This window comes from Haloferula helveola (assembly GCF_037076345.1).
Classification (GTDB): Bacteria; Verrucomicrobiota; Verrucomicrobiia; order Verrucomicrobiales; family Akkermansiaceae; genus Haloferula; species Haloferula helveola.
Map to the genome: position 1 here is coordinate 3,689,854 of NZ_AP024702.1, position 24,685 is coordinate 3,714,538.

The following is a 24,685-nucleotide window of genomic DNA, read 5'->3' on the forward strand; positions in this document are numbered from 1 at the left end:
TAAATCCCCGGGTGGGAGAGAGTCGCATCGGCGACCCGGAGGTCGGTGAGTCAAATGGGAGATGAATCGCCGCGAATGCGCGGGCCGATCGAGGCTTCGTGCCTTGAGGTGGAGCGGTGAAATGGGGCATGGATGGCAGAGCCGATCTGCGAGGGCAGGTCTGCGGAACGCTCCACGATCCCATGAACCCATCCATCCCCATGTCCCGAATTTTCCTGATCGGGATCTTCGCTTGCGCTACTTCGGTCCTCCATGCCGCCGAGAGCTATTACAAGGAGCCACAGCTCTTCTCGACCGCGCCGAGTCCGGAGAAGTCGTCCTACGTCCTAGGTCGCTTCGGGCCGGTCGGCATGAGCATCGAGCTGGTCCAACCGGCGTTTACGATGAAGGTCGCGGGCATCGAGGAAGGATCACCGGCCGCCGCGACGGGCAAGTTGGCGAAAGGGCAGGTGATCGAGTCGATCAATGGCGAGAAGCTGGCTGACATCGATCCGCGGATCCAACTCGCCCGAATCCTCGGGAAGGCCGAGGCCAGCGACGGGCTTCTGAAGTTTGCAATCCGTGGCGAGTCCGAACCGGTCGTCGTGAAGGTTCCGGTGCTGGGTGCTTACAGCGAGGGCTGGCCCTTGGACTGCCCGAAGTCGGACAAGGTCGTTCGCGACTTCGCCGACTACCTTTCGAAGCCCGACTCGGACAAAGGGTTCTCCGACATCGGGATGCTGTTCCTCCTGTCGACCGGTGATGAGAAGGATCTCGCGGTGGTGCGCGAATGGGCGCGGGGACTGGATCCGGCGAAGGCACCGAACTACGCGTGGTTCCTGGGCTACGGAGGTCCCGGGCTCTGCGAGTATTACCTCCGCACCGGTGACAAGGACGTGCTCCCGACGATCCAGGCGTGGGCAAACGAGGCAGTCGCGGGTCAGTACAACGACTCGTGGGCCGGTCGCGGCGGGGTGCCGAAGGTGACCTACGGCATGGGCCACCTGAATGCGGCGGCGACGGGCGTCGTGACCTTCCTTTTGCTCGCGAAGGAGTGTGGGGCTGAGGTGCCGGATCACGCGCTGCTCGGTGCGCTTCGCCACTTCTACCGATACGCCGGCCGCGGAGGGAACCCGTATGGCGACGATCGCCCGGAGGTCGGCTTTGTCGACAACGGCAAGAACGGCCTGCTGGCATTCGCGATGGCCGCGGCGGTATCCCTGACACCGGAAGGCGAGGAGTCGGTCTATGCGGATGCCCGCGACATCGCGGCGATGCAGAGCTTCTATACCACCACTTTCATGCTGCACGGACACACGGGTGGCGGGATCGGTGAGATCTGGCGGAGTGCGGCGATGGGTCTGATGCACGACAGGCGGCCGAAGCAGTATCGGGACTTCATGGACAGCCGGCGCTGGCACTACGAGCTGTCGCGTCGCTTCGACGGCTCGTTCGGTATCCTTGGCGGTGCCGGCTACGATAAGGTCGACTGGGGTGGTGGCTATGGATTCGCCTACACCGTTCCGCGCAAGAAGCTGCGGATTTTCGGTGCGCCTCCGACCCAATACTCCAAGCCTTACCGCTTGCCGGAGCGTCCGTGGGGAACCGCGGCGGATGAGGAGTTCCTCTCGCTCGACCCGGTTGCGTTCGCCGACGGCACGGTGCCGGATTTTTCGGGTGAAACAATCGCTGAGGATTCGAGCATGCCCCTGCTCCGCAAGCTGCACGGCGAGGGGGAAGTAAGTGACGACATGCTCCGTCGCTACATGCACCACCCCGATCACAACATCCGCTTTGTCGCGGCCAACAAGGTGCTTGGGGTGAACAGCGGCTACATCGGCTGGCGGGCGCCGGGAGGCGAAATGCGGAAGGAACTGATGAAGGAGTTTCTTGCTTCGAAGTCGGTACGGGTGCGTCGCGCGATGCTTGCGGCGATCGCCGAGACGATGCGCAGGGAGCATCCGGAGGATTTGCTGACCGAGGACATCTTCGGCCTTGCGATCGACGCGCTGAAGAACTCCGACGAGTCATGGTTCATCAAGGACTCGGCCTTGCAGGTGGTCGGCTACGCTCCGGCCGACTGGGTGGCGCCTCAGGTTGATCTGCTGCTGCCATTCCTCAAGCACGAGGAGGCGTGGCTGCGGAATGGCGCGCTGCACGCGTTGACGCCGGTGGTCGCGGATCCGCGATGCTATGAGAAGGTCATTCCGGCGGTTGGAGAGCTCATCCGCACCAACCAGCGGGCGTCGGTGACCCTCGGAATGATGGGCGCGATGCGCGCCAAGATCAACGAGGCCGGTCCCGAACCGCAGATGCTCGCAAAGGAAGTACTGAAGGAGACGTACACCGGTTACGAGGGCGTCACGACCGCGCCGGGCGGGCAGGACATTTCTTCGACCCTCGATGCCCACCTCGAGTACATCGCCGGTTCGCTGGCCGAGGTGCCGGGGGGGCTGGATGTGCTCTACGAGATCGCCCGCGAGCGGTATCCGAACGAGATCCTGCCGTACAAGGACTACTTCCTGAATGCGGATCCGAAGGAGTTCGGGCCGAAGCTGAAGGCGGCGATCACGCCGATCATCATGGACGAGCTGATCCCGGCCTACGTCGGGAAGAACCGCAAGAAGCTGGAGGAACTCGCGGCTTCGAAGGTCCAGTCACCCTTCCCGGGCGGACCGGATGACGCGATCGACGGCCTGTCGGGCCTCTACGACCGGGCCGGCCACGATGAGTACAACTGGGAGATGTGGGTCAACCTGCGCGAGGCCGAATGGTCCTATCTGACCTTCGACCCGATCCCCTCCGAGCAGGTGCCGTTCGACCAACTGATCACACGCTACCGGGAGGTGACGCTCCCCGACGGGACCGCCGATTGGTTCAAGCCGGAGTTCGATGCCCCGGGATGGAAGACCGGCAAGTCGCCCTTCGGCCAGTACAACGGCAAGCTTCCCGATCCTCCGGTCTCGAAGTGCAGCGAGAATTGCGTCGGTCCGATCTGCTTCGGGGCAACCCCGGTGAACACGCTGTGGGACAAGGAGGTGCTGCTGATGCGCGGGACCTTCGACATCCCGCCCGTTAAGGAAGGGCATCGCTACCGGGTCCAGGTGAACGGCGGCGACCACGTCGGCATGGGCGGTGGCTATGCGATCTATATTAACGGCAAACTGCTGATCGAGCAGGACAGTTGCACCGGCCGCGGTGGTGGCGAAAAACCGAAGGGCGGCTACATCACCCAAGAGTTTCTCGATGACTTCAAGGGCGGCAAGGTGACCATCGCCGCCAAGAGTTTCCTCCGCTACAACGACAAGTACAAGGTCAAGCCGACCGAGAAGATCCCGCAGGGGCGGATCAGCCTGCACCTTGAGCAAATGAAGTTGCCGCCGATGGGCGAAGACCTGCTGCGCAAGTCGGCCACGGTGGTCGCCATGATGTCATCCGAATGGCAGTCCAAGCTCGATCCGGAGAGCGACGAGCAGGATCCCGACGACAACCTGTTCCGATGGGATGGCAAGTTCGTCGCCAACCCGGCGGTCGAGGGAGAGTGGAAGGTGATCGCGGAAGTCAGCGAGATCCCCGAGTTCGATCCTGAGAAGAAACGCAATGCGCGTCGCGCTCCATTCAGCTCGATCAAGCTGTCGGAGGGTGGTCTGACCGATGATCCCGCATGGCTTTGGTCCGGAGACATGCTGATGGACCTGACCCGTTACCAGGCGCTCCGGATGCGGGTCGAGTCGATCGGGGGCACCGAGTATTTGTTCGTCGAAAGCGGCGGCTTCAGCACCCGCAACAAACCGGAGTGGAAGTCGGGCTGGTATGTGCTGGCAAGGTAGGCGGGGTCACTCGGTCTCAAGGTAGAGGAACAGGTAGTCGAGCTTCTTGGGGATGGTCACGGTCAAACGCCCGTCCCCGTAGTTCGCCGAACCTCTTCCGCCGAGCACGCTGACTGTCGCTTCGGGGGCATCGAAGAGCGGGACCTCCGTCGACCAGCTCTCCTCGTCGTTGAGTTCGCGGAAGACCACGAGGCGTGCACTCTTCCGGTCGCGGGCCGTCGATGAAAAGCCGGTCCACACGTAGCCGTCGGGGGCCCGGCCGATCGGAACAATGTGACCGGAGAAGATCGCTTCGCGCTCCTTCTTCCACGCCGCCGCGAGAGGTGGAACCGACTCGAAGTAGCTCTCGGGAAGATTCGAAACCTCGAACCAGCCGAGCGGGCTGGAGAACATGACTTGGGCGAAGAGCGTGTCGGGTGAGTAGTTCGCCGGTGCCAGCGGGTCGGCCTTGTATTTGTCGGTATTGCGGCTGGTGTTGAGAAACTCCATGCGCAGGCGGACAGGATCGACGTGGGAGGCAAGGGTCCACAGGTTGCGCAGAGTGTGGTGAGGCCAGTAGCGTTGCCAGTCGGTATAGCGGTTCTCGAGGAAGACCGGGCCGACGTTGACGGTGCCGAAGTATCCGGGGCGGAGTCCTGCGGTGGCGTCCGCGTCGAACACAACCCGGCCTTCGGTTTCGCGCAGCACGGTGTCGTAGAACTTCGCAAGATTCGCTTCCGCGGCAGGACTCTTCATCTCGACCGCATCGATTTTGACGTATTCCACGCCCTGCTTCTCGAACGCCTGAAGAAGGACTTCCGCATCCTTCTTCCAGTTCTCCATGTCGTTTTCGGCATCCGGTCCGAACCACAGGCCGAACTTCATTCCTTTCTCCTTCGCGGCCTCGACGAGCGGCTTGAGACCGTCGGGAAACCGTTCGGGATGAGGTTCCCAGAATCTCGGGTCGGCCGAGCGGAAGTTGCCCCACGCGCCTTTGCCGAAGGCGGAGTTGCCGGTTTGTCCCTTCTGCCATCCGTCGTCGACCTGAACGACATCGACGCCAAGACGGGCGCCCGCCTCGACCTCCTTCATCAGGAACTCGGCACTGATCCTCGAGTCGCGTGAGCGGTCGCCCCAGGTGTTACTGAGAAACATGCCGTCGCGGGTCGGCACGTAGCCGCGCAGGCAGCGTTGGTAGTCCTGCATCGCGGCGATGCGCCCGGGGCGGCGTCCGCTGTAGGTGAGCACCGTCCAGGGATAGCCGGGGCCGGAGAAAATGATGCGACGGCCCGCTCCGAAGACCTTGATGTCCCATGGCGAGGGCAGCGGCCGGGCATGCGGCAGAGGAGCGATCTTCAGGAAAATGAGACCGCTTCCGGTCAGCGGGTCCTCGACGTAGAACACGTTGCAAGGGACTTCGAAATTGTCCTGCAACGGCAGCCACTCGCGTTCGAACACGAGCTCGTCGTTGTGGTCGGTCTGGTCCTTGAGCTCCACCTGCGTGTAGCGGAGGTGGAGCGGCGAAAGCATCAATTCCTCAAGCGCCTGGATAGCCTTGCCGCGCTTCGGCTTCTCCGGCTTCGGCTGCTCGAGCCCGTCCGGCGTGACGTCGTCGTTGGTCTCCTCGGTTTCAGCCGATGCGTCGGACGTGTTGAATCGCATCGTGACACCGGAGGATCGGGGAAAGATCTGGAAGGTGTAGCCATAGGTCTCCTGTTCACCCTTCGCTTCGAGGTCGATGATCAGCGACTCCGCTTCGACCGGATGCCGCTGACCGGTCCGGCTGGTGAACTTCAGCGTGCGGTTCTCGTCGACGGGGTCGCCGCCCGGGTGGGGTGCGGCCTGTCGGCCCGGTTGTCGAAGCCACTCGGTGCCGGTCGCCTTGTCGACCATGGAAACCGCGGTCAGCAGGCCGTTGCGGATCGTCCAGCGCCGCTCGACCAGGTCGTTGCCGAGTGTGATTTCTTTCTCCGACCAATCCGCGTAGCAGTCGGCGAACTCGACCCGCTCCGCCGATGCGGCGGGAAGTAAAAGGAGCGTGGCGAGGGGCAGGAGGAAGGGCGCTTTCATGAACGGATGGGTTGCCATCCTGTTCGATCGTTCGCGCCCCTCCAACGGAAAAGTCCTGCCCCCCGGAACGCTTCAGGCGCCGGAAGTCTCCGGCTCGAGGAAAGGATAGTCGGTGTAGCCGTGGCGGATGTCGCCTTCGCCGCTGAAGTAGAACGTCGACGGGTCAGGCTCGTTCAGCGGGGCGTCCTGGCGGAAGCGTTCGGGCAGGTCGGGGTTGGCGATGTAGTCCTTGCCGAAAGCCACCGCGTCCGCGTCTCCCGCATCGATCACCTTCTCCGCGCCGGCCTTGTCGAAGCTCTCGTTGGCCACGAAAGGTCCGCCGAAGGCGGCCTTGATGGCCGGGCCAAGCGCCGGTTCCTGATGATGCTCGCGGGCGGAAATGTATCCGACGGAGCGCTTCGCCAGCTCGCGTGCGACGTAGGTGAAGAGCGCTTCCGGATCCGAGTCGCCCATGTCGTGGGCGTCGCCGCGGGGAGCGAGGTGCACGCCGACGCGGCCCGGATCCCAGACGCTGGTGACGGCATCCACGATCTCCATCAGCAGTCGTGCGCGGTTCTCGATCGATCCGCCGTAGAGGTCGTCACGGCGGTTGGTCGAGTCCTGCAGGAACTGGTCGATGAGGTAACCGTTGGCCGAGTGGACCAGCACTCCGTCGAAGCCGGCCGCCTTGGCATTCTCCGCGCCCTTGCGGAAGTCCTCGACCACTTGGCGGATCTCTCCGACCGATAGCGGATGGGGAGTGACGAACGCCTTCTCCGGACGGACCAGGCTGACATGCCCGGCCGCGGCGACCGCGCTCGGGGCGACCGGGAGCTTTCCGTCGAGATAGATCGGATCGGATATGCGGCCGACATGCCAGAGTTGGAGTTGGATCCGGCCTCCTGCCCCGTGGACCGCCTCGGTGACCTTCTTCCAGCCCTCGGTCTGCTCGGCCGACCAGATGCCCGGAGTATTCGGGTAGCCGACCCCCATCGGTGACACCGACGTGGCTTCGGAAAAAATGAGGCCGGCGGAACTACGTTGACGGTAGTAGTCGGCCATCAGATCGGTCGGCACGCGGCCTTCACCCGCACGGCAGCGGGTCAGGGGCGCCATGAAGACACGGTTGGGAACCGTGAGCGAGCCGAGTTCGAGCGGGTCGAAGAGGGACATGGGATAGAAGATGTTGGCGGCGGCCGGTCGGCCGCCGCCGGATGGATCAGGCTTCGGGCGAGGCGGTCAGGTCGAACTTGATCACGACCTCGTCGCGGATGAGGTCGTCGGCCTTGCCGGCGTAGACGATGCCCCAGTCCTTGCGGTTGATGTCGAATTCGGCCTGAACCTTCACGGTGTCGCCATCCTTCGAGGCGGTGGCCGGGAAGGTGATGTTCTTTTCGACTCCGCGCAGCTTGAGGTTGCCCGAAATGCTGTAGCCGCTGTCAGACTTTTCGACCTGAGTGACGGTGAAAGTCGACTCGGGATGCTCTTCGACATGGAAGAAGTCCTCGGACTTCAGGTGCCCGGTGAGCTTTTCGGCGTCGGACCAGGTCGAGTCCATGTCGATCGAGATCGTGCCGCCGGTGACCTCGCCGCTTTCGTCGACCGAGAAACTGCCGGTGAAACTCTTGAAGCCGCCGTCGTGGCTGCCGGTGACCTTGGACCCGACGAACGAGATCGTGGATCCGTCGGCGATCACGTATTTGGCGCCCGTGGCGGATTCCGAGGGTGCCTCGACGGCATCGGTGGTGGTGGCGTCGGCGGTCTTGTCGGCCGGGTTCTCGCAGGAAACGAGGGCGGCGGCGATGAGGGACGGAGCGATGATGGTGGTTGCTTTCATTGGATTCGATTCGTTGGTTGGAGGTTGAGAGGGAAGAAGCGCGGATTCAGCCGAGGTCAAAGAGAAGTGCTTCGACAGTTTCGTCATCGGCCGTGAATTCGATCCGGCCCGCGTCTTCGGTCGAGGCTGCGTCGCCGGGCGAAAGTGTGGTGTCCGCGACCTTGAGCTGGCCCTTGACGACCTGGATCCACAGGCCACGTCCCGGACGAAGCTCGAAATCCGCGGTCGTCTCCGGCGCAAGCACGAGACGGTGCACGTCGGCATCCTGGTGGATGACCGCCGAGCCTTCGCGTCCGTCGGGTGAGATCAGCAGGACGAGTCCATCGCGTTCGGTTGCCGCGCCCGGGGTCCACTCGGTGTAGCTCGGCTCGAGGCCCCGCTCACGCGGAGTGATCCAGATTTGGAGAAAGTGGGCGGGTTGGTCGGACGACGGATTGTATTCGGAGTGGGTCACTCCCGATCCGGCCGACATCAGCTGGATTTCGCCGGGCGAGAGGGTCCGCTGGTTGCCCATGCTGTCGCGGTGGGCAAGTTGCCCGTCGACGACGTAGGAGAAGATTTCCATGTCGCGGTGAGGATGGGTCGGGAACCCGCCGAGTGGTGCGACGCGGTCTTCGTTGATCACCCGCAGCGAGCGGAAGCCCATGTGAGCGGGATCGTAATAGTCGGCGAAGGAGAAGGTGTGGTGGCTGTCGAGCCAGCCGTGGTTGGCGCGTCCCCGTTCCGATGAGCGGCGGATCGTGAGAGAGGTGTTTGTTTTCATGCGCCTATCCTGCCATGACTTTTCCAAAACGCTCATGCCGCCTTCTGAGTCTGAGCATGCGCGGATGGAATGGCGCAGATTCGGGATTGAGCCGCGGGGCCGGGCGGAGAGGATCACGGCATGGAGTTCCGGCAGGTGCGCGCGTTCCTCGCGGTGGCGGAGGAGGGGTCGATGACCGCCGCCGCGCGCCGGTTGCACCTGACCCAGCCGGCGGTGAGCCGTCAGATCAAGGCGCTGGAGGACGAGTTGGGGGTCGAGCTCCTGTCGAGATCCGCCCATTCCGTTTCGCTGACGCCTGCGGGTGAGGTGCTGGCCAAGGACGGCACCCGCTGGGTCGAGATGGCCGAGCGGATGGCCCAGCGGGTTCGCGAAGTGGCGGCGGGCGGGGTCTTGCGGGTCGCCTACGCGCCCTCGCTCGCGGGATCCCTGCTGGGACTCGCGCTGGAACGGTTTGCCCAGCGCCACCCGAAAGTCAGGGTGCAGCTCTTCGATTGCACCACCGCAGAAATGAAGGCCGGTCTGCAGGAAGGCCGGTACGATCTGATCGTCGCGGTGCCTGGCGAGCGGGAGGCGGGACGGATCGATTGGGAGCCGGTGCTCCGTCGTCCGTGGCGCTTGGCGATGCCGGAATCTCCCGGCGGAGAGGCCGGTCCGGTTGCGGTCGAGTCGCTGAAGGGTGCCCGTTTGCTGGTCTACCAGCGCGACGACTACCCGGACTATTGGCAGCGCGTGAGGGCGTATTTCCAAGCTCAGGGGGTCGCGCCCGTGGTGGTGGGGGAGTTCGACGGTTGGTCGAGCCTCCGGATGGCGGTCGAGGGAGGTTTGGGAGTTGCCTTGGTGGCGGAGCAGGACGCCGGCGGCGGGCGGCTGGTTCTCCGGGAACTGGAGCCACCGCCCGAGCCTATTTGCGTGGCGGTCGGGACGGCAGTCGGCACCGAGCCCGACATGGCATGCCGGGTGCTTGCCAACGAGCTGAAAGGGGCCGCTCGGGAACTTTCGTAAGGGCCTCTTAAGCACGATAAAAATCGTCGCGTCCTATGGAAAGAGGGTGTATTTACAGCGTAATGCGTCTTTCTGGACACCAGATCCGGACGATTCCCCCCAAGAATCGCGGTTTCGCACTGGTAGCCTGTGTGCTTTTGCTCTCACTGCTGACGATTCTCGCGGTGGGAATCCTCAGCCTATCCGCGATCGAGCTTCGCGGCAGTGCGGCGGGTGAACAGCGGGCGATGGCGCGCTCTAACGCACGTCTTGCGTTGCTCCAAGCTGTTGGACAATTGCAGCGCGAAATGGGGCCGGACCAACGGGTCTCGGCGTCGGCAGATTTGGTCGGAGTTTCGTCCGACCGGCATTGGACAGGTGTCTGGTCGAGCACGATGGACGACGGTCGGCCGTACCTCCAGCGGGATCCGGCAACAGGAACCTGGATCGACCTCCGGGATTCGGATGGCTGGAGTGCGCGGGGCAGTGTTCAGCGTTGGCTCGTGAGTGGCGACGGCGAGCCGGGCCTCGAGAATCGCGAGCGGATCGAATTGGTCGGGTCGGCCAGCGTCGGCTCCGATGAAGACGGACGGGTTTCCGCGCCCTTGGTGCAGGTCGATGGTGACGACGGCCATACGGGTGCCTTGGCCTGGTGGACCGGCGACCTCGGCTTGCGGGCGAATCTTGCCGTTCCTGACCGCCACGCGGAGTTCGATCCCGATGTGGTCGGGCGCGGGACTTACCGCCGCATGCTTGGCCAGCATGCTGAAGAGGGCCTCATGGGAGTCGGCTTTGAGATGGACGAAGCGTCCCGCCACAAGATGGCGAGTCACGAATCCGTGGAGTTGGCCGCGGGCAGCGACTGGGCCCGGCAGCATTTCCATGACTACACCGTCGCTTCGCGCGGCGTGTTCTCCAACACCCGCGAAGGTGGACTGAAGCTGGACCTGTCCGCCTACTTCAACCGCAAGGCGGACGGTTCCCAGGAAGTCGGAAGGATTCGCGACGAGGACCCGCTGCTTGTGGATGCCGAAGGACCGAATCGGCGGAAACTGGCGGGTCCTTCGATGGGAGTCCTGCGGACGTGGGCCCGCACACCGGCGCCTTTTGACGGGGATGGAGTCCAAGCGGTGGATCCGCAACTCAATCCCAACGGCGATCCCGACAGTGCGGCCTATGCGTTGTGCAACGAGAAGCCTGCGATGGTCGATGGCGTCACCGCCTCCAATCTTCAGCCGATCCTGGTGGAAGCCACGAACTTCCTGCAAATCAGCACCTTCCGCATCGTCGAGCCGCCCAAGGAGGGATACCAGCTCCGGCATCACCTCTATCCGCGGGTCGTCCTGTGGAATCCCTACAACGTCGAGCTCAAGTTCGAGCCCGCGGTGGTGATGATCCAAGGTAACGGTCGCCAGGAAATGTGGACCGAGAACGAGTACTACAGCACGAGTACCGGGAAGCTGATCTTCACCAGCAAGGGCCAGTGGCTTTCCTTCGAGGGCGGCCGCAGCACCGACTTCGTGCTCGGCGGGAAAAACGCGATCATGGGCTCCGACGGTTACAACGACCCGTACATCGGGTCCTACTACTTCACCGTTCCCCAAACCACCTTCGGCCCGGGTGAGTGCTTGGTGTTCTCGCCCGCGGAATCGGCCGAGTACGACGGGAAAACCCCGTACAAAGAAGGTCCCTATGATCTCGCCTCAAACATGCTCAGTTGTGAGGTCGCGCCGGATCCCTCCCGGAGTTTCTACGTTTCCGGCAGCGATATTGGCGGTGGGATCCGCTACCGTCCCGTGAGGTTTTGGTATGCCCCGACCCCCTACTGGTCAAATGACGGCCGGGGCGTGATCAACCAAAGCGACGACACCCGCGTGGTGATGAAACGCTTGGTCGGACGTGGCCCGGTCACCTACGAGCGTTTCGACAAGCTTCCGCAGCTCAGCTACCTGTCCGCCTCGCTCCAGTACGGAGCCGGCCGCGAACCGCGCATCGCATGGAATGACCAGAGCCCGATGGACATCCAGTTGCTCGACAAGGATGATCCCCGGCCAACGCTCCCTCCGGATGTCCGGACGCGTGACGGGATCCGGCTCCGGTGGTTTGAGGAACACCAGTCGAATCTCCAGAATGCCGGCCCGATGTCCGGCAATGAGGCGTTCTTCCAAGAGGCGCTGTTCGCCAACTGGAACCCGCGTGCCGCCTACGCGGTCCGCAGCCCTTGGGAAAATATCGCCGGCACCATGCCGAGCGACGGCGCCCAGGGGTCGGGTGGCGGGCCTTGGTTCTTCGGTGCCTACACCAGGGATCTGTACGACGAGGCCGTCGGTTGGGCGGAACAGACTCCGCGCTTCAAGGGTGGGCGCTACCACGGCAATCCGTTCGGACCTCCCCAGGAAGGCCGCGACCGCCACGTCCTGTTCGAACTTCCCCGGAACGAGACCGGAGTCGTCTCATTGGGCCAGTTGCAAAATGCCAAGCTGAGCGAATTGGTCTGGCATCCGTCCTTCGCGATCGGCAATTCCCTCGCCGATCCACGCCTCGGGCTGGATGGCTTGGACCGGACCGTGCCACCCAACGGCTCGGAGGCTGAGGAAGAGGTGGGTGGTTTCCATCCGAATGCGATCGGCTGGTCATCGGATTCCCAGCGGTCTGAAGGCAGGGGTGATTGGGCCCTTCACGGCCGGGTGATGCTGCAGGATCTTCCCGATGACGAACTGCTCGTGTATGACCTTTCCTTCGAGTCGAACGTGTCCATTTGGGACCGCTACTTCGTGTCGAGCGGAGACATCAATGACAAGTCGGCCTTCGTCTCGGACTCCGCCAACTATCCGCTTCCGAACGGAAGGATCTCGCTGTCGAACGCGACCCGGTCCGAGCTCACCGCTTCGCGCCTGAATGACGAGGCTCTGGCGGGCTACCACATGATGCTCGATGGCGTCTTCAACGTGAACTCCACCCGGGTCGACGCTTGGGTGGCGATGCTCGCGGCGACGAGGGACGTCGGTCCTGGCTCGGCGACTCCTTTTGCCCGGATCCTGAATGCCACCGACGGCAGTTTTGCCGAGGACAGCAGGGCCTACGACGACAGTGCGTGGGCCGGCTTCCGGGTCCTCACCGATGATGAGATCCGGCGGCTCGCGGAAGAAATTGTCGGTCAGGTCCGGCTCAGGGGACCGTTCCTTTCGCTGTCGGACTTCGTGAACCGTCGCCTGCGCAACGATCAAACCGGACGGAGTGGCGCACTTCAGGCAGCGATCGACGAGGCCGAGCTGAACCTGACCTTCGAGGAAGGGCTGCCGCTCGACAACGAGCAGTCACTGAACAGCTACCGGCACCCCGACAACATTTCCGACCCGATCCGGATCGAGCAGCAGCTCAAGCCGGCCACCTTGGGATGGGGCGCTCCGGGCTTCCTCACCCAGGGTGACGTGCTGCAGGTTCTCGGGGCGTCGCTCAGTGCACGGTCCGATACCTTCCTGGTCCGGGCCTATGGCGACTGCAGGGACCGCGACGGCAAGATTGTGGCAAGAGCGTGGTGTGAGGCTGAAGTCCAGCGGACTCCGGTTCCGATCGATCCCTCCGTCGATGAGATCAATCCAGAACCTTCCGACAACGATTTCGGCCGGCGGTTCGAGATCGTGTCCTTCCGTTGGCTGAAGCCGGAGGAAGTCTGAAGGTCCCCACGGTCGGCGGGCCTTTGCGACGGACGGTAGACGGTTCCTTTGCCATCCCGTCTGTTGCCCGAGAAAGCGTACGGTCTCCGAGTTTTGCGGGTCGGAGGCACTTTGCAGAGTGAGCGACCTTTTCCGGTGGCGTTTGATGAAATCTCAACGACGCCAAGGTCGCAAAGGAAGGGATTTCAGTAGCCCGCCCAGCAGAATGGCAATGAACGGAGCCACCGAAGACACGGATCACATACAAATGGGGATCCTGATTCATCAGTGTACTCCGTGTGTTCCGTGGTTTTTCCGGCTCTGACAAGCAGCCAGCTCCAAGGCGGACACGCTGGCCCCGCGTCCATGGCGACTTGGGATGATTCCAAACGGAGTCAGACCATGGGATCACGGGTCGCCAGCTAATCCAGTCGGGGGACCAGGGCACAAAAAAGGCCGCCTGTCTGAACCAGGCGGCCTTCTTGGTAAACTCGTTATTCTCAGCTGAGATCAGGCGAGCAGAGCGGGATCTTCCTCACCGTCCTTGTCGCACTTCTTGCACTTGCCAGCGAGGGCGGGATCTTCTTCACCGTCCTTGTCGCACTTCTTGCACTTGCCGGCGAGGGCGGGGTCTTCTTCACCGTCCTTGTCGCACTTCTTGCACTTGCCAGCGAGGGCGGGATCTTCCTTCTCGTCGTCGCACTTCTTGCACTTGCCGGCGAGGGCGGGATCTTCGTCACCGTCCTTGTCGCACTTCTTGCACTTGCCGGCGATCAGGGTGTCCTTCTTCTTGCACTTCTCGCAGTCGCAACCTTCCTTGCACTTGCCCTTCTCACACTTTCCGCAGTGGGCAACGGCGTCTTCCTTCTTCTTGCACTTCTCGCAGTCGCAACCTTCCTTGCACTTGCCTTTACCGCACTTTCCGCAGTGGGCAACGGCGTCGCCATCCTCAGCGTTATCGGTGACCGTGGCGGCCGCAGGGGCTTTCTCGGTCGTCTGGACCGGCTTGGCTTCAGCGAAGGCCAGCGGCAGGCAGCAACAGGTGGCGAGCACCATCTTGATCATCAGTTTCATGTCTATCTATTGGTTGGGTTGGAGTCTTATCTTGGGCGATTCCCGGAGTTAGGAACCCCCTACCACTAGTTTTGTTCCCGGGAATGTCCAAAAAATTCCCAAACACCTGCTTCAATCGAGGAGTTCGGGGTAGTATTTCCGGGCGAGATCAGTCGAGAGCTCAAGAATGTCCAGACTTACGGGGTTTTTCACCGCCTCGTCGGCCATCGCGGCGCATTCCGCGTAGCTGAGCGCCCGAATGGCCCTGCGGACCCGCGGGACCTGATGAGGACCGACCGACAGCTCCTCCACACCGAGGCCTAGCAGGAGCGGGGTGAGCCGGATATCGCCGGCCATTTCGCCGCAGACCCCGGTCCAGACGCCATGGGCACTGCCGGCGTCGATTGTTTGCTTGATCAGCCGGATGACGGCGGGGTGGGTCGGCCGATAGAGCGAGGCGACGTGATGGTTCACCCGGTCCACCGCGACCGTGTACTGGATCAGGTCGTTGGTTCCGATGGAGAAGAAATCGACTTCCGGAGCGATCAGGTCGGCGATGACCGCGGCGGACGGCACTTCGATCATGACGCCGGTCTCGAGTTGGTCGTCGAAGGGAACTCCCTCCACCGCAAGTTCTTCCATGCACTCGCGCAGGAGCGCGCGGGCTTGGCGGACTTCCCGGATGCCCGACACCAAGGGGAACATCACCGCAACCTTGCCGTGGGCGCTGGCCCGCAGGATGGCCCGCAGTTGCTCCTTGAACATCGCGGGCCGGTCGAGCGAGACCCGGATCCCCCGCCAGCCGAGGAAAGGGTTCGGTTCGGGTTCCGAAGGTGGCTCGACTGGCAGCTTGTCGCCGCCTGAGTCGAGGGTGCGGATGATGAGCGGCTCAGGAGCCAGGGCCTTGGCGAGGTTCGCGTAGATTTCGGCCTGCTGCTCCTCCCCGGGCATCTGCTCTCCCTTGAGGAGGAGAAACTCGGTCCGGTAGAGGCCGACACCGCGGGCTCCGCTGTTTTTCACATACGGAAGCTCGTCGACGAGCTCGATATTCGCGGACAGCGTGATCTTGCGACCGTCGGTGGTGACCGCTTCGTCGTCCCGCTGGGCTTCAAGCTCGTGTCGGACCCGTTCCTTCTCGGTTCGAAGGTCCCGGTAGCGGGCAAGGGTTTCGTCGGTCGGATTGAGGATCAGCTTGCCGCTGTATCCGTCGATGATCGCCGGAGTGAGCGTGCGCAGGTCGAGAACCGCGCCCTCGAGGCCGACGATGGCGGGAATGCCGAGCGAGCGCGCGAGAATGGCGGTGTGGGAGTTCACGCTGCCGATCTCGGTGGCGAAACCGACGATGTGACGCCGGTTCATCGCGGCCGTGTCCGAGGGGCTGAGGTCGTAGGCCACGAGGATGTGCTGGTCCTCGGGTGCGCCCGTCCGGTGTTCGCCGTGACTGAAGTTCCTCAGGACGCGCTGGCAGACGTCCTCGATATCTGCGGTGCGTTCGCGAAGGTACGGGTCGGGGACCCGCCGCATCGCCTCGAGGTAGTGCTGGGCAACCGCGTAGAGGGCAAACTCGGCGTTCTGACGGCGCTTTTCGATGGCGTGATTGACCGCATCGACGATCGCCCGGTCTTCCAGCATCATCTGGTGGGCTTCGAAGATCCGTCCGTCGTCCTCACCGGCGATCGCCTTGATCCGCTCTTGGAGCTCAATGAGCTGCTTCTTGGTCTTTTCCAAGGCGGCGCTGAAGCGCGCCTGCTCGGCCTTGATGTCGTCGATCGGATAGACCTCGGGCGCCGAGAATCCGCGGGCGACCACATGGACGGGCGCGATGCCGATGCCACGCGACACGGGGATGCCCTGGAGGACCTTCTCCCGTTTTGATGCGCCGACACCCTGCTCCATGCTTGGAATGATGCTGTCCGCTGGGCAGCCGCGGTCAAAGCACAAATCCCGCCCTGATCCTCAGTGTTGGAGGCGGGGCCGTTCCACTAGCGGTCGACTCCGCCGGATCAGTCCTCCTCGAACTTCCGATCGATCAGATCGGAAATCGCGGCCATCGCGGCCTCCTCATCATCGCCTTCGACAGCGACGTTGATCACCGAGCCGTGGCCGGCGGCGAGCATCATCAGTCCCATGATGCTTTTTCCGTCCACTTCCTCGCCATCCTTCTCGACCCGGATCTCCGAGGTGAACTTGCTCGCCGTCTTGACGAATTGCGCGGCGGGCCGGGCGTGGATGCCGAGCTTGTTCTGGATGGTGAATTCGCGTTGAGCCATTGAGATGGGGCCTGTGGGCGGGCGGAGTCTAGGGAGGGTGCCGGGGGTGGTCCAAGGCATTTTTCCGGCGCCTTGGCGGGGGAATTCCCTAGGTTGCGGGGTTGTTGGCCATGTGCTTCAGCAAGCGCTCGTTGAATTCGTCGGCCATGTTGTAGCCGAGTTTCCGCAGTTGCTGGTCGAGAGCCGCTATGGCGACCATCCGTGCCGTGTCGCGGCCCGGCGCGACTGGGATTTCGACCAGCGGAACCGCCTGGCCGAGGACTTCGAAGGTTTTCGGCTGCAGGCCGACGCGGTCGACCTCGTTCAGGTCGGCGTGGGGAATCAGGGTGACGATCAGGTCGAGCCGTTTCTCGGGGCGGATCGAGGTCAGGCCGAAGAGGTTGGCGACGTTGACGATGCCGATACCCCGGATCTCGATGTAGCCGCGCGACAGGTCCGGCGCGGTGGCGGTCAGTTCTCCGCCCGCGAACTTGACCCGCACCATGTCGTCGGCCACGAGGGCGCCTCCCCGCTCGAGGAGGCCGATGGCGGTCTCGCTTTTGCCGCTACCGCTGCGGCCCATGATCAGGACGCCGATGCCGCGCATGTCGACCATGCAACCGTGGAGTGTCGTCGATGGTGCGAACTCCTGCTCCAGCTTGATGGTCGCGGCATTCAGGAACTTCATCGTCACCAGCTTGGTGTTGAAGACCGGAATGCCCTTGTCGGTGGCGATCGCCAGCAGGTCGTCCGTGAGCTGGCCGCCACGGGAAACCACGATCGCCGGAATGTCGCGTTCGCACATCCTGCCGAAACGTTCGGAACGCATCTGGGGAGTGAGCTTCTTGAGGTAGGACATCTCGGAGTTTCCGAGGACCTGGATGCGTTTTTTGGCGAAGTAGGAAAAGAAGCCGGCGAGCGCGAGTCCGGGGCGGTTCGGCGCGGGTTCACTGATGGTGCGCTCGAAGCCGTGCCGTTCGCTCAGAAGGGTCATCGAGAGTGCCTCGTGGTGCCGATCGTAGAACTCACCGATCGGAACGGACATGGTCTGCTTCACCCGTTGCTGCATGGTGGGCAGTGTAAAAAGGGGCGGGCCGGTGGCGATGGAAAAGACGCACCGTCGCGGGGGGCGGTCCAATCGGATCCCCGAATTCAGAAGCTTCCCGACAGTCCGAGCGCGAAGAGGTCAGCATCTCCACCTGCAACTCCCGAGAACGTCCCCGATGCCGTGGTCTCGTTGATCCGGATGGAGTCGATGAAGAGGTGGGTGTAAGCCACGTCGAGGGTCCAGCACGGATGGAAGCGGTAGCTGATGCCGAGGCTGAGCCAGATCCGGTCCGAATCGGGAATCCGCAGCGTGCGGTAGTGGTCTTCCACCGGTGATTCGTCGTAGGCGATCCCGCCGCGGATCGTGAGCCGCTCGGTCGCTTTCCACGTGGTGCCGAGCGAGAGTCTCCACGCGTCCGTCCAGTTTTCCTGCGTCACCGGAGGTTGGACCGGAGATCCGGTCACGACGGGCCTGAGTTGGTCGAAGTCACTCCATCCGGTCCAGACGACATCGCCGTGGATCGCCCAGCGATCGTTGAATTCGTGGTAGGCGCTGAGTTCGAACGAGTCCGGCAGGGTGAGGTCGACGGTTCCCGGGCCGTTGAAAAACGGGACGACCGAGACGGCCCGTCCGCTGAGTGTGAGATCGACTTCCGACCGGTAGTGCAGGCCGAAGCGGGTGGTGTCGTTCAACTCGAACAGCAGTCCGACGTTGAAACCGTAGCCCCAGTCATCTCCGGCGAGGTCGAGGGTGGGGAGGGTGCTGGGCAGGGTGGCAGTCAGTTTTCCCTCCGCGTGGAGCGCGTTGAAACCGGCGCCGACCGACCACTGGGGATGGAACCGCCAGGCGATGCTCGGGTTGAGATTGACGGTTTTCAGCTCGCTGTGGTCGGCCAGCGTGCGGGCGGAGAATCCGGTCGGGTAGTTGGTGATCAGACCGAAGGTGGTGAAGGACCCGAATCCCACGCTGAGGTTCTCGTTAAGCCGGCGGGTCAGATATAGGTAGGGCACGGCGCTGTCGTTCCCGACATCGCGTCCGATGGCAGGCACCGCAGGGCTGGCCGGCGGAGTGTAGGTGCCGGAAACATCGATCTTGGCCGACACGAGGCTGACGCCGACCGAAATGGCGGTATCCCCCGGGACAAGGAGGATTGCCGCCGGATTGGAGGCCAGGACCGAGGCGTCGTCGGCGATCGCCGCCTCACCCGAAAAGGCTCGGCCGAGGCCACGTGCCGAGCGCTCCTGCAACTGGAAACCGGCGCCCAAGATAGTAGACGGAAGCAGCAGGGAGGCGGTGAGGAGAATTCTCATCGGGGAACAGGGGGCGCCCAGACCGCGAGTTCGCGGGTTTTCAGGGATAAAGCGGATCACCTGACGCCGGGCAAGAGGGAAACGTTTCCGTCACCGGCGAGCCGGGTTGACAGCGCCGCGTCGAGAGTCGATCACACGCCGCGTGAACAAGGCTTCCTTTGCTCATCCCGTCGGCCGGGTCCGGATTGTCGGCTGGATCGAGGGCATTTCCTACCTGCTGCTGCTGGGCGTGGCGATGCCGCTCAAATACTTGGCGGACCTTCCGATGGCCGTGAAAATCGTCGGTTGGGCGCATGGAGTCCTGTTTGTCGTCCTGATGCTCCTGATCCTCATCGCCTGGATTGGGAAGAAGCTGTCCTTCGGCCACTCGGCGCTGATGGTCATCGCTTCCCTGCTGCCGTTCGGGCCTTTTTTCATCGATCGGAAGCTGGCGGCCGACGAGTCGGGCGATTGACAGGCGGGCTGAGCCATGGATGCTGCCGCCACCGATGAAAGCCCGTAGCCTGAACCGAATGACCGTCGCGGCCCTGCTTGCCGTGGCTCCCGCCCTCGTGCGCGCTGAGGAGAAGGCGCCCGCGGAGACTCCTCCCGCAGCTGGAGAAACCGAAGCTGCCCAACCTGAAGAACCGATGCTCGAAGCGCCTGCTGATGTTGCCGCCCCTCCCGCCGATGCCGAAAAGACCGAAAGCGGTCTGGCCTCGAAAGTCCTCACGAAGGGAACCGGCGATGCCAAGCCGACAGCTGCCGATACGGTGACCGTTCATTACAGCGGTTGGACGACCGATGGCGAACTCTTCGACAGTTCGGTGAAGCGCGGTCAGCCCACGAGTTTCCCGCTCAACGGCGTGATCAAGGGGTGGACCGAGGGCCTGCAGCTGATGACCGTCGGCGAGAAGCGCCGCTTCTGGATCCCGGCCGATCTTGCCTACGGCGAGAATCCCGGTGGAGGTCGTCCGGGTGGAATGCTGGTTTTCGATGTCGAGCTGATCGAGATCAAGGAAGTGCCGAAAGTCCCGGAAGACGCCCTGAAGTCGGCCGGCGGCGTCGCCTACAAGGTGATCTCCGAAGGCGACGGAGGCGAGACTCCCGGTGACGGCGATGTCGTGACCTTCCACTTTACCGCCAAGAGCATGGAAGGCCAGGTCATGCAGGACACCCGTTCGCAGCCCGCTCCTCCGAGCGTGCCGGTCGACAAGCTGCCGGCGGAGATGAAGGAAATGATCACAGGAATGACCAAGGGCGAGAAGCGCTCTGCCTGGCTCCCCGAGGCGAGGCTCCCGGGTGGCCATGTGGTCGCCGAGTTCGAGCTGGTCTCCTTCAAGGCCGCTCCTCCGGCGCCTCCGGTGCCTGACGACGTCGCCGCCGTGCCTGACGACGCCGCCAAGACCGAGAGCGGTCTCGCTTCCAAGGTGCTCAAGGCAGGTGAAGGCGAGGACATGCCGAAGGCGACCGACACCGTGAAGGTTCACTACACCGGTTGGACGACCGACGGAAAGCTGTTCGACAGCTCCGTGACCCGTGGCGAGCCCACCCAGTTCCCGCTCAACGGTGTGATCAAGGGGTGGACCGAGGGCCTGCAGCTGATGAAGGTCGGCGAGAAGCGCCGCTTCTGGATCCCGGCTGACCTTGCCTACGGCGAGAATCCCGGCGGTGGACGACCGGGTGGCATGCTCGTGTTCGACGTCGAGCTGCTTGAGATCGTCCGCTAGTTTCCAGCTCCATCATCCCGATTCGATGAAAAGCGGATGGGTCAGGTATTGGTTGCCTGCCTGTCCGCTTTTTTTCGCGTCCTGCGCGCTGAAATTCCCGCAGGATGAAGTGGAGGTCCGCCGGGTCGAGGTCACGCGTGCGGCAACCCCGGAGCCCGCGACGGTGCCGGTGGTGTTGTTTTCCGACGAACTCCACACCGGTCTCATCCTCGATCTGCAGTGGCTGCAGCGGCACGGCTACAAGGTTCCCCGCGAGTCGGTAGTCCGCCAGTGGGCCGCGTTCAGCTGGGGCGACCAGACCGCCTACGTGCAGGAGCGGTGGCTGAGTCCCGGGCAGGTGATCCATGCCTTGTTCATGCCGTCGCCTTCGGTGATGGAGATCATCACCTTCGATTGGAACATTCCGGAGGTCTGCCACCATCAGAGGCTTTACCAGACCTATGTGCCGGACTCAGCCGGGGTGGGTTTGGCGGCATTCCTGAACAGCTGTGCCGTGAGGGACGGGGAAGGGATTCCGAATACCATCGCGCCGTCGAGCTGGGGCAGCGGACGGCTGATCGAATCGCCCCACAGCTACTACTTTCCCCGCATTTGCAACGTGTGGACCGTCGAGGCCTTGAACTCGACCGGCTTTGAGATGGCAGGTGTCACCGGATTGTCGGCCGATGGCGTGATCCGGCAGGCGACGAAGCCGAAGAACGGCTTCGCCAAGATCTGGGATCCCGCTTGGCAGACGGCCGAGGGAGGTGACGAGCCGGGTGAGTGAAAACGAAAAGCCCGGCGCATCGCGGAGATGGCCGGGCTCGGGAAGGTTGGCGGAAGCCGATCAGTTCTCCAGAGGATGCTGCTTGAGCAGTTCCTCCGAGGTGTAGAACGAACGGTTGCCGGTGGCTTTGCGGACTTCTGCGACCTTCTCCGGCGTGATGGCCGAGGCCTTGTTTCCGAAGTGGTTCCGAACGTAGGTGAGCACCGAGGCGAGATCCTCGTCGTTCAGCAGTCCGGCGAACTGGGTCATGGGAACCTGTCCGGGATACTTCTGGCCCTTCACCTCGATCGGTCCGATCAGACCGTGGAGGGCGAGCTTGATCAGGCGGTCCTCACTGCCTTGGGCCCATTTCGTTCCTGCGATCGGCGGGAAGCCGGCGGGCGGCAGTCCGTTGCCATCAGGTTGGTGACAGGTGCCGCAGTGCCCTTCGCGGTTGTAGATTTCGTGGCCCTTGATGAAGCGCTTCTGCTCGGCTTCGGTCAGGTGGGAGGGCGCCTTCGGTGCCGGGTTCTCTTCGACTTGTTCCTCTTCGCGTCCGGCAAGGCGATCGGCGGCGGTCTTCGCGGCGTTCTTGGTCCAATCGTCGAGAGGTTTCGAGGCAGCCACTTCGACGACCTTCTTGGCGGCTGCATTGTCGAGCCACGAGGCGGCGGCAATCGCTTCGAGCCGCACCCGGCCGTGGGGATCGGAGGCCGCGGCTGTCAGGAGTGCCGAGACGTCTTCGAAGTCGCGGAAATTGTAGCGGAGCACCCGCACGGCAGCGGCCCGCGCGTGGAAGTCGGGCGAATGCAGAAGCTGGCGGAGCAGCTCGGTGTCGACCTCGTTGATGCCCCAGCTCGTCCAGAGGGCCTCAAGCCGTTGGTGCTCGTAGGCTTCGTCCTTCGGATCAAGCTTGGACACCCATGTCTTGAGTGCCGCGCTGACTTCCTTGGCGGGATGCTCGCGGATCTCGCGGCGGGCGCGGTAGCGGACGCGGTAGTCCGGATGCTTCAGGTTTTCCAGCAGGGCTGCCAACGGGGCGCCTTCGACCTGCGGTGCCTTGACCAAGGGGCGCTCGGGATAGGTGATCCGGTAGATGCGCCCGTGGACATGGTCGCGGAGCGGATCGCGCGCGCTGTGTTGCATGTGGCCGATCAGGACGTTGTGCCAGTCGACGACGTAAAGTGAGCCGTCCGGAGCGAACTCGAGATCCACCGGGCGGAAGTTGCCGTCCGAGGATACCAGCAGGTCCTGACGGTGCTCGGTTTTGTAGCCGGTTCCGTCGTCGACGATCTTGTGCTGCTTGATTCCGAGAAAGCCGATGTTGTTGCACACCAGCATGTCGCCCTGAACTTCATCGGGGAAATGGGAGGAGGAGACGAACTCCAGTCCCGAGGTCGGGCGCACGGCGTTGCCCTGCGGCGCGAGGTTCGGTGTCGAGGGAGTCTTCGACCCATAGGTCGGCTTGATCGAAACCGGCAGCATCCAGTTGATGCTGGGCCCGGAGGTGTGGAGGAAGAAGTCCTGGCCCCATTGGTCGAAGGCGATGCCCCAGGGGTTCGGGATGGAAAGCTGGGCCGTGCGCTCAAGCTTCGTCCGCTGCGGGCTGAAGCGGTAGAAGCCGCCATCGACGCCACGCACGGGGCCGTATGGGGTTTCGACATTCGAGTGGAGGAAAACGCCCTCCGCCATCATCACGGCACCTGACGGATCCGCACAGAAAGCGCCGGCGGCGTGGTGCGTGTCGTGGGTGTCGAAACCGATCAGCACCACCTCGCGGGTATCGGCCTGGTCATCCCCGTCGAGATCCCGAAGCAACATCAGGGCGGGCTCTTGCGACACGTAGACGCCCTCGGGAGCGAATTCGAAGCCGGTCGGCACATGGAGGCCATCGGCGAAGACCGTCTCCCGGTCCGCCTTACCGTCACCGTTGGTGTCCTCGTAAATGAGAATCTTGTCGTCCGGGCGGGTGTCACCCGGGCGGTAGTGCGGGTAACTCGGCATCGTGGCGACCCACAGGCGGCCTTTGTTGTCGAAGGAAAGCTGGACCGGATTGGCGAGATTCGGGAAGTCCTCTTCGGAGGCGAAGAGCTCGATCTTGTAGCCTTCGGGAACCTTGAGGGCATCGACGGCCTTGTCCGGCTCGCGGTATTCGGGATCCCCGTTCTTGTTGCTCGGCTTGTAGTTGGTTTTGACCTCGGGAAGAGCGGGAGTCTGCTTGTCGGCGGCGGCGACATCGAAGGCCTTGCCATTCACGCCCGCCCAGATCCGGCGATCGCGGACTTCGGTCATGGCGCGCATCTTCTTGGTCTCGTCGGGGTAGTTGCCCGGCCCGAAAGGGTTGTAGCGACGGCCGTCGACATGGACGCCGTTGAGCATCCGGTAGTCGTTGAACCAAAACCAGTTCTTGTCCTGGATCGCCTTGGCCAGGCTGTCCGCGGGGACTTTCGACACGCGCTCGGTCTTCCCGTAGACCAGATCGGCCAGAGCGGGGCCAAGCAGCCGGTAGCCCGAGTCGTCCGGCAGGAAGCCATTCCGGGTGAAATTGTCCTCAAGGGTCGGGTAGAGCTTGCTCGTTTGGTCGAACAGATCGACGAACTCGACCTTCTTGGCCGCCGCGACCTCCGCCATGGCCTTCGTGTAAAGAGCGAGGTTCTGGTTCTCCGCAACGCCGTCGGGCAGGTCCCGCTCGTCGGAGAGGTCTTCGTAGGCGATGGGCGAGACCAGCACGAGGCGGGGTGCAGCCTTGCCGTTGTACTTCTGGGCCAGCGTGTGGTCGACAAAGGCGGCGAGTTCGCCCTTGTAGGCATCGAGGCCCGCCTCTCCGTCGAAGGACTCGTTGTAACCGAAGAACGCGATAATCGTGTCCGCCTTCACCGTCTCAAGCCACTGGTCAGGTGTCGGGTGATGCCCACGTCCGGCGTGGATCTTGTTCTGCGGGCGGAACTGTTCAGCACCCGGGAACGCCCACTGCGAATTGCGGGAAGGGTGGGGGCGGAAGCCCGGGGTGTCGCCCGGTCGGCAGAGATTGCGCAGGGTCAGGTTCTTGTCCGGGTAGCGCAGGTGAAGTTCGGTCTCGAACCACGGATGGTCGAGCATCCGCTCTCCGAGGCCATTGCCGATCAATGCGATCTTTTCACCCTGGGCCGGGGCGGTCGCGGCTGCCAGTGGAGCAGCCAGCATCATCATCGTGGAGAGGATCATTCTCATGGGTGGGCGAATACCGCCACGACGAGAGGGATCTGTCAAATTCTGTTCTCCGCATGGCGACATCCGAAGTCCCCGGAATTGCCCTGCTTTCCTGCGGCATCAATGCACGGGGGTCGCACTGGAGTTTCGCGCTCAATGCGCCTTTGCGTAACGCCTTATTGGGAAGTTCTGACGTTCGTTGATGATGGGGAATCGATTCTTAGACGCATCCGTCTCCTGCCGTCATCAGCCACCGGCTGGCCGGTGCTTCTGGGAGAAACCTGACTAAATTTGACTCAATGGGTGTA

Annotated in this window: 16 protein-coding genes; 6 read left to right on the forward strand and 10 right to left on the reverse strand. The window is 63.3% G+C overall.

Features of this window, described 5'->3' with window-relative positions:
- The first annotated feature begins 200 nt into the window (after window positions 1-200).
- Window positions 201-3,809 carry a DUF6288 domain-containing protein gene (locus HAHE_RS13850; RefSeq protein ID WP_338685230.1) on the forward strand — a complete coding sequence of 1,203 codons (3,609 nt, stop codon included), beginning with the start codon at window positions 201-203 and terminating at the stop codon, window positions 3,807-3,809.
- Window positions 3,810-3,815: 6 nt separating this feature from the next.
- On the opposite strand, the gene HAHE_RS13855 is transcribed toward HAHE_RS13850, so the two are convergent.
- From HAHE_RS13855 to HAHE_RS13870, 4 genes are all read right to left on the reverse strand, one after another.
- Window positions 3,816-5,858, reverse strand: coding sequence for an alpha-galactosidase (locus tag HAHE_RS13855; protein WP_338685231.1), 2,043 nt, complete (start codon window positions 5,856-5,858; stop codon window positions 3,816-3,818).
- 72 nt (window positions 5,859-5,930) lie between these two features.
- On the reverse strand, window positions 5,931-7,010 hold the full coding sequence (locus tag HAHE_RS13860) for an alkene reductase (protein WP_338685232.1): 1,080 nt from the start codon (window positions 7,008-7,010) through the stop codon (window positions 5,931-5,933).
- 46 nt (window positions 7,011-7,056) lie between these two features.
- On the reverse strand, window positions 7,057-7,674 hold the full coding sequence (locus tag HAHE_RS13865; RefSeq protein WP_338685234.1) for a YceI family protein: 618 nt from the start codon (window positions 7,672-7,674) through the stop codon (window positions 7,057-7,059).
- Between the two features lie 46 nt (window positions 7,675-7,720).
- On the reverse strand, window positions 7,721-8,437 hold the full coding sequence (locus HAHE_RS13870; protein ID WP_338685236.1) for a pirin family protein: 717 nt from the start codon (window positions 8,435-8,437) through the stop codon (window positions 7,721-7,723).
- A 120-nt stretch (window positions 8,438-8,557) separates the two neighbouring features.
- On the opposite strand from HAHE_RS13870, the gene HAHE_RS13875 reads away from it, so the two are divergent.
- Window positions 8,558-9,439: a LysR family transcriptional regulator gene (locus HAHE_RS13875; RefSeq protein ID WP_338685238.1), complete on the forward strand. Its 882-nt coding sequence runs from the start codon at window positions 8,558-8,560 to the stop codon at window positions 9,437-9,439.
- 62 nt (window positions 9,440-9,501) lie between these two features.
- A complete protein-coding gene (locus HAHE_RS13880; RefSeq protein WP_338685240.1) occupies window positions 9,502-13,095 on the forward strand; it encodes a hypothetical protein in 3,594 nt (1,197 codons plus the stop codon).
- Window positions 13,096-13,584: 489 nt separating this feature from the next.
- Here the strand turns inward: HAHE_RS13880 and HAHE_RS13885 are convergent, their stop codons facing one another.
- The 5 genes from HAHE_RS13885 to HAHE_RS13905 form a co-directional block, all read right to left on the reverse strand.
- Complete coding sequence (locus tag HAHE_RS13885) at window positions 13,585-14,148, reverse strand: hypothetical protein (protein WP_338685242.1); 564 nt, start codon at window positions 14,146-14,148, stop codon at window positions 13,585-13,587.
- 111 nt (window positions 14,149-14,259) lie between these two features.
- The gene (ptsP, locus tag HAHE_RS13890; protein ID WP_338685243.1) at window positions 14,260-16,023 is read right to left on the reverse strand and encodes a phosphoenolpyruvate--protein phosphotransferase; all 1,764 of its coding nucleotides are present in this window, start codon (window positions 16,021-16,023) and stop codon (window positions 14,260-14,262) included.
- Window positions 16,024-16,130: 107 nt separating this feature from the next.
- Window positions 16,131-16,397, reverse strand: coding sequence for an HPr family phosphocarrier protein (locus HAHE_RS13895; protein WP_338685245.1), 267 nt, complete (start codon window positions 16,395-16,397; stop codon window positions 16,131-16,133).
- A gap of 88 nt (window positions 16,398-16,485) precedes the next feature.
- Entirely contained in the window at window positions 16,486-17,421 is a 936-nt protein-coding gene (gene hprK / locus HAHE_RS13900) for an HPr(Ser) kinase/phosphatase (protein ID WP_338685247.1), read from the reverse strand.
- A gap of 107 nt (window positions 17,422-17,528) precedes the next feature.
- Window positions 17,529-18,734 carry an OmpP1/FadL family transporter gene (locus tag HAHE_RS13905; protein ID WP_338685249.1) on the reverse strand — a complete coding sequence of 402 codons (1,206 nt, stop codon included), beginning with the start codon at window positions 18,732-18,734 and terminating at the stop codon, window positions 17,529-17,531.
- A 142-nt stretch (window positions 18,735-18,876) separates the two neighbouring features.
- On the opposite strand from HAHE_RS13905, the gene HAHE_RS13910 reads away from it, so the two are divergent.
- Genes HAHE_RS13910 through HAHE_RS13920 form a run of 3 tightly spaced genes read left to right on the forward strand, consistent with a single transcriptional unit; the run spans window position 18,877 to window position 21,209 of the window.
- The gene (locus tag HAHE_RS13910) at window positions 18,877-19,188 is read left to right on the forward strand and encodes a DUF3817 domain-containing protein (protein WP_338685251.1); all 312 of its coding nucleotides are present in this window, start codon (window positions 18,877-18,879) and stop codon (window positions 19,186-19,188) included.
- Window positions 19,189-19,222: 34 nt separating this feature from the next.
- Window positions 19,223-20,443: an FKBP-type peptidyl-prolyl cis-trans isomerase gene (locus HAHE_RS13915; RefSeq protein ID WP_338685252.1), complete on the forward strand. Its 1,221-nt coding sequence runs from the start codon at window positions 19,223-19,225 to the stop codon at window positions 20,441-20,443.
- A 25-nt stretch (window positions 20,444-20,468) separates the two neighbouring features.
- On the forward strand, window positions 20,469-21,209 hold the full coding sequence (locus HAHE_RS13920; RefSeq protein WP_338685253.1) for a DUF2459 domain-containing protein: 741 nt from the start codon (window positions 20,469-20,471) through the stop codon (window positions 21,207-21,209).
- A 60-nt stretch (window positions 21,210-21,269) separates the two neighbouring features.
- On the opposite strand, the gene HAHE_RS13925 is transcribed toward HAHE_RS13920, so the two are convergent.
- On the reverse strand, window positions 21,270-24,392 hold the full coding sequence (locus HAHE_RS13925) for a PVC-type heme-binding CxxCH protein (protein WP_425511002.1): 3,123 nt from the start codon (window positions 24,390-24,392) through the stop codon (window positions 21,270-21,272).
- Window positions 24,393-24,685 lie beyond the last annotated feature (293 nt).